Annotated in this window: 4 protein-coding genes; all 4 read right to left on the bottom strand. The window is 59.3% G+C overall.

Annotated elements, in window-relative coordinates; translation table 11 throughout:
* Positions 1 to 132 precede the first annotated feature (132 nt).
* Positions 133 to 342, bottom strand: a complete 210-nt coding sequence (locus GX108_01855) for a TOBE domain-containing protein (GenBank protein NLO55790.1) — start codon at positions 340 to 342, stop codon at positions 133 to 135.
* Positions 343 to 443: 101 nt separating this feature from the next.
* The gene (locus GX108_01850; protein NLO55789.1) at positions 444 to 1,556 is read right to left on the bottom strand and encodes a hypothetical protein; all 1,113 of its coding nucleotides are present in this window, start codon (positions 1,554 to 1,556) and stop codon (positions 444 to 446) included.
* A gap of 121 nt (positions 1,557 to 1,677) precedes the next feature.
* Positions 1,678 to 2,934, bottom strand: coding sequence for a nickel-dependent lactate racemase (gene larA, locus GX108_01845; GenBank protein ID NLO55788.1), 1,257 nt, complete (start codon positions 2,932 to 2,934; stop codon positions 1,678 to 1,680).
* A gap of 501 nt (positions 2,935 to 3,435) precedes the next feature.
* Positions 3,436 to 4,380, bottom strand: coding sequence for an MBL fold metallo-hydrolase (locus tag GX108_01840; GenBank protein ID NLO55787.1), 945 nt, complete (start codon positions 4,378 to 4,380; stop codon positions 3,436 to 3,438).
* Positions 4,381 to 4,787: the final 407 nt, after the last annotated feature.

The raw sequence follows: 4,787 nt of genomic DNA, 5'->3' as shown, positions 1-4,787 counted from the left end.
GCAGGACACCGTTGGTCCCCAGACCTACACGCCGGGAGAAAAGATCCCCGCGGAGCTCGAAGCGCTGATGGTAAAATAACAAGTGAGATTAAAAGGGGCCCCGGCACGAGCCGGGGCCCCTTTTTCATCGGATCAGTCGACCCCGATCATCACGTTGGAAGCCTTGATCACGGCGTAGACTTCCTTCCCCGGTTTGAGGTCCAACTTTTCCGCGGATTCCCTGGAGATCATGGAGACCACCTCGCCGCCGCCGGGAAGTTCCACGATGACCTCGGTGTTCACTGCGCCGGTCTTGACCTCCTTCACCTTGCCCTTGAGGGCATTGCGGGCGCTCAGTTTCATGATTCTCACCTCCGTTGAAATACCCATAGGGAGTTTATCTTTTATTCTCACTTAAATCCTATCACAGCGTTGTCCCAGCATCAAGCCCTTTTCCCTCCAGGTCATTTTCGGTTCTTCCCCAGGTTTTCAAAGGCCCACGCCGCAGCAAGGCCCGCAACAAATCCCGCCGCCATGTTCAGATAGACGGAAAAACCGACGGTGACGGCCACGACGGTCCAATCCCTTGAAGTGCGCACCGACGCTGCGAATTTCGCCATTTCGACGCCGACCATGATCATCATCGCTCCCACTATGGCCATCGGGAAGGACCTGAAGATGGAAGCGATGTGGCCGGCGAGGAAAAGCCCCAGCAATACCTCGAGGATGCCCTCCATCACGTTCGCCCCCCCGGTACGGGCGCCGTAGTAGTACTGGCCGGCCAGGCCGCCGGCCCCGTGGCAGAGGGGGATGCCACCCATGAAGGGACCCAGGAGGTTCATGAAGCCCATGTTCAGTGAAAGCTGCCTGACCGAAACGAAGCGGTCGGGCCAGTACCGGTTTATCAACGCCGAAGTGGCGATCACGGCATTGGCAGCCGTCAGGGGTACCTGGGAGAAGCCGCCGTCCCTAATGGCCGGCCACAGTAGTTCGAGACGGAGCGTCCGAAAGGGCGGCAGGGAGAAGGAGATCGACTGGATCTGGGACAGGTCCCCCTTAAAAGCCATCAGCAGGATCCCGCCGGCGACGAGGACCAGCGATGCCGGGGCATAACGGTTGTCCCTGAGGACCAGGATGATCATTATTGAGACGGCCGCCAGGACCCAGGCGCCGCCGACCATGCGGAAGCCCTGTATGGCCAGGAGTAGGCCCAGGGAGAGCTGGATCCCCCGGATGACCGCCTGGGGGGTCCGGGAGCCGATCCACGTTATGGCTCCGGAAAAACCCAAAAGTATCCAGGTAATCCCCATGGCGAGGCCCGAAACGAAAACCAGGTCGGGACTCCATGCCTGGGCAATGGCCATGACGGCCAGAACCTTCATGGGTTCAATGGGCATCGGCAGCCTATAGACGACCCCGGTCACGATGTTGGCAAGGCCCATGAACACCAGCATGCCGGCGGGGTCGACGCCGCAGACGGTGATATACCCCACGGCGAGGGGCAGCAGGGTCCCCAGGTCGCCCAGGGAGCCTCCCAGCTCCCGGAGGCTGAATTCGAAGGAGCCTATTTTGGCCATGATCCCTTCCTCAAAAAAAGATGGTATTCTCAAGCCGCGGTCCCCGGCGTGGGGCACGGCTTTGATTTACAGGATAAAGTCCCTGCCTTATGCGGTGACTTTATCCTGCTATTTCAAGGTTTTACCATCGGTCGGCGAGGACCGGCAGGGTCGATCCTCCCGCGGGCATCACGATGATCTTCGCCCCGGGCCCCGTCATCGCGAGAGCCTTTTCGACGGCCTTTTCCAGGTTTTCCACCGGTTCCACGAAGAAGGAACGAACCACTTCGTCCTCGAGGTCCGAGACCAGGAAGATCGATGCTTTCTCCAGGGCCAGGGCGATGGCTGCCGCCTTGTGACCGCCGAGCTGGAAGCCGTTCTTCACGCGTTCGATAAGGTCTTCCGGTTTTCGGGCCTCCTTTATCCAGTCGGAGAATGTCCTGGAACCCAACCCTTCCCCGCAGGAAGCCACCCATATCACCACCCCGCCGCTCCTCGCGGCGCAGACGGCGTTATCCAGGGCTTTCTGGGCCTGGTAGACGTTGATGTCCTTGGGAAAGCCTCCGGCGGAGACGATCACGATGTCCGCCCGATCATCGATGGGGATCTTGCCCAGGGCGTCGAGGCTTTGGCAGCCGGCCCTGTAGGCCTCGATGTAGTCGCCGGCCACGGCGTGGATGATCCGTTTGTCCTGGTCGAGTATCACGTTGAAGGTGAAATCGATCCTTATAAAGCGTCCAATTTCCTCGAGATCATCCCGGACAGGGTTTCCCTTGTTGTTGCCCGTCCTCGACCCTTCCTCGAGCATCATGCGGTGGTTCGCCTGGATGGCCTCGATCGTCGAAACGCCGGGGAAGATAGCCTTGGCCCCGCCGCTGTAACCGGCGAAGTAATGGAACTCGATATTTCCTACGCAGATCCGGCGGTCGACTTCCACCACGGGTCGGAATATATCGACGGGGGTCCCGGAGGCCGTAGTCCCCAGGTTGACGCAGTCGGAGGGGTCATGGTCGATGCAGCGATAACCTTCAAAAATTTCGTCGCCGACGAGATACCTCATTTCTTCCTCGGTGTGGGGACGATGGCTCCCGAGGGCGAAGATGATCGTGATGTCCGAGTCGGCTATGCCGGCTTCCCGAAGTTTTTCCAGGAGGGGAGGGAGCACTTCCTTCGACGGGCAGGGCCTCGTGATATCGCTGGTCAGCACCGCCACCTTTTCACCGGGTTTGATTATTTCCTTCAGGGTTGGACTGCCAATGGGGTTCCCGAGGGCCTGTTCCATGATCTCTTCGGCTGTCCCTTCCAGAAGGGCGTGACGGGGCTCCAGGATCTCCAGTATGTTCTCATCGGGGACATCGCATTCAAGGGTCTTCTTCCCAAAAGGCAGGTGAAGTCTCATATCCTATTCCTCCCGAAGAAAAACATGGGCCTCATCCGCGGCTGGAAGGGCCGGACAGAAAAGCGATATTCCGTCGTTTTTCGATATGATACCTTCGAGGCGACAATCACGCATCAACGGAATGGCAAGGGGAGCAATAAGCCGTCAAGGACGGGAGATGGCTACATGGTCCTTGACCTTTCGGCGCCGGCGAGCCCTCCCTCGTTTTCGTCCATGGGCGGCGCTGCAGTGCTCGCTACCGGAGCGTCCAGGCAACCCTTTTCTCGATGAAACACCGCCTTATCATCCTGGACCTGGCGGGCCAGGGGCCTTCGGGCCTGGGACGTTCCAGGTACACCATGGGATCCTTCGGGGAAGAAACGATGGCGGTGGTCGAGGCAGCCAGCCTATTCAGAGAAGTCCGTCCCCCGTGGTCAGTGTCAACGCCGAAACCCGGCCCGAGGAGTTCAACGAGACCCTGCTAAAGGCCCTGGAGATCATCCTGTGGAGGCCGGTAAGTAGTCAGGAGAGGACCGCTTCCAGGAAACCGGCCGCGCTGGAGAGCATGAAACTCCTCTCGCGGGATTGGATGTCGGCGGGGAGCTTCGGAAATTCTTCAAGCCAGGGGTCTCGGTCGATCAGGAAGGCCAGCAGTTCGTCCATGTCCACCCCGGCGACGTTGATGGGTCCCCTTTCGCCGAGGTACTCCATGAACAGTTTTTTCCACAGTTGGATCTGTTGGGCCGCCTCTTCCAACATCCGCCGCGCATGCCTAGTGTGCCCGAAGTGGGCGTAGCAGAGCAGGGACGCGTCCCCGCCCTTGAGTTTTTCTATGGATTGCAGGGCCCTGTCGATGTAGAACCGGGGCGGAGAGGCCGGCCGCAGCATGTACCTGTCGGGTCCGGCTCCAGGGACGAGACGGTCGATGCGGGTGAAGGTGCTCGCCGCCTCGCCGGCGAAAAGGACCGGGCCGGCCGGAGTTTCATAGAAAAAGGAGCGATGGTGGGAAGCGTGCCCCGGAGTATCGATGGCGATGATCCCGGGGATTTGGTCTCCTTCGGGGATAAAGCGGTACCCGTCAACCGGCGCGGGCTCTCCGTAGGCCGGTGCCATTTCGGGTATGACCCTCAGGCTGCTTTTCCAGAGCCTTTCGGGGTTGACCAGGTGGGGTTTCCCCTTCGGGTGGACCGCTACCTCGGCGGAAGGGAAGGCTTCAAGCAGTGATGCCAAGCCACCGGAGTGATCCAGGTGGATATGGGTCAGCAAGATATAGTCCAGCCTATTCACACCCAGGTCCAGAAGGTCTTCGACCAAGAGAGGGGCCGTCGAGGCCGGTCCCACGTCCACGACGATATTCCGATTCCTAGCCTCGTCCCTGACCAGCCAGATCCCGAAGAAGTCATGGTAACCCTCTATGGCAAGGGGCAGGTCAATGAGGGTGATGTTTACGCCCGGCGCGATTTCAATGTTCTGAAGGATCATCACTTTTCACCTCTAGGATGGATCGGAATTTCGGTGATTATGCCACGAGCCCGCAACATTATCCAAAAGAATTGACCTTTTAACAACCTTTCCTCGTTACGTGTGGGCGACCCATGTCTCCTGTCTCCCGCTTTTCCGTCGTAACGCGCCGCCGATAGGGCGGAAAAGACGAGAGCCGACAAACTCATGTTAAAATGCTATAATGCCCTGGTTTACGGAGAATGTTCCACCTAGAGGACTTTTTTGGCCCCCACTGCGGGAGGGCGGTCAATATCCGCTTTTCACCCGGGACGGTGGAGGTATGCCCGATACTTGCGCCAGGCGCATCATTAGAACGGGCCGAGGAGGGGGAGGCCAACTGAGAAGAGACGCTTTCAACAGTCCGGCATCGT

Source organism: Thermovirga sp. (assembly GCA_012523215.1).
Taxonomy (GTDB): domain Bacteria; phylum Synergistota; class Synergistia; order Synergistales; family Thermovirgaceae; genus 58-81.
This window is presented reverse-complemented; position numbering and strand designations above follow the sequence as displayed.

What these genes read in the sequence shown, in the direction of transcription:
- GX108_01855 (NLO55790.1), bottom strand. Translation starts at nt 342, where the DNA reads ATGAAACTGAGCGCCCGCAATGCCCTCAAGGGCAAGGTGAAGGAGGTC.
- GX108_01850 (NLO55789.1), bottom strand. Translation starts at nt 1,556, where the DNA reads ATGGCCAAAATAGGCTCCTTCGAATTCAGCCTCCGGGAGCTGGGAGGC.
- larA (NLO55788.1), bottom strand. Translation starts at nt 2,934, where the DNA reads ATGAGACTTCACCTGCCTTTTGGGAAGAAGACCCTTGAATGCGATGTC.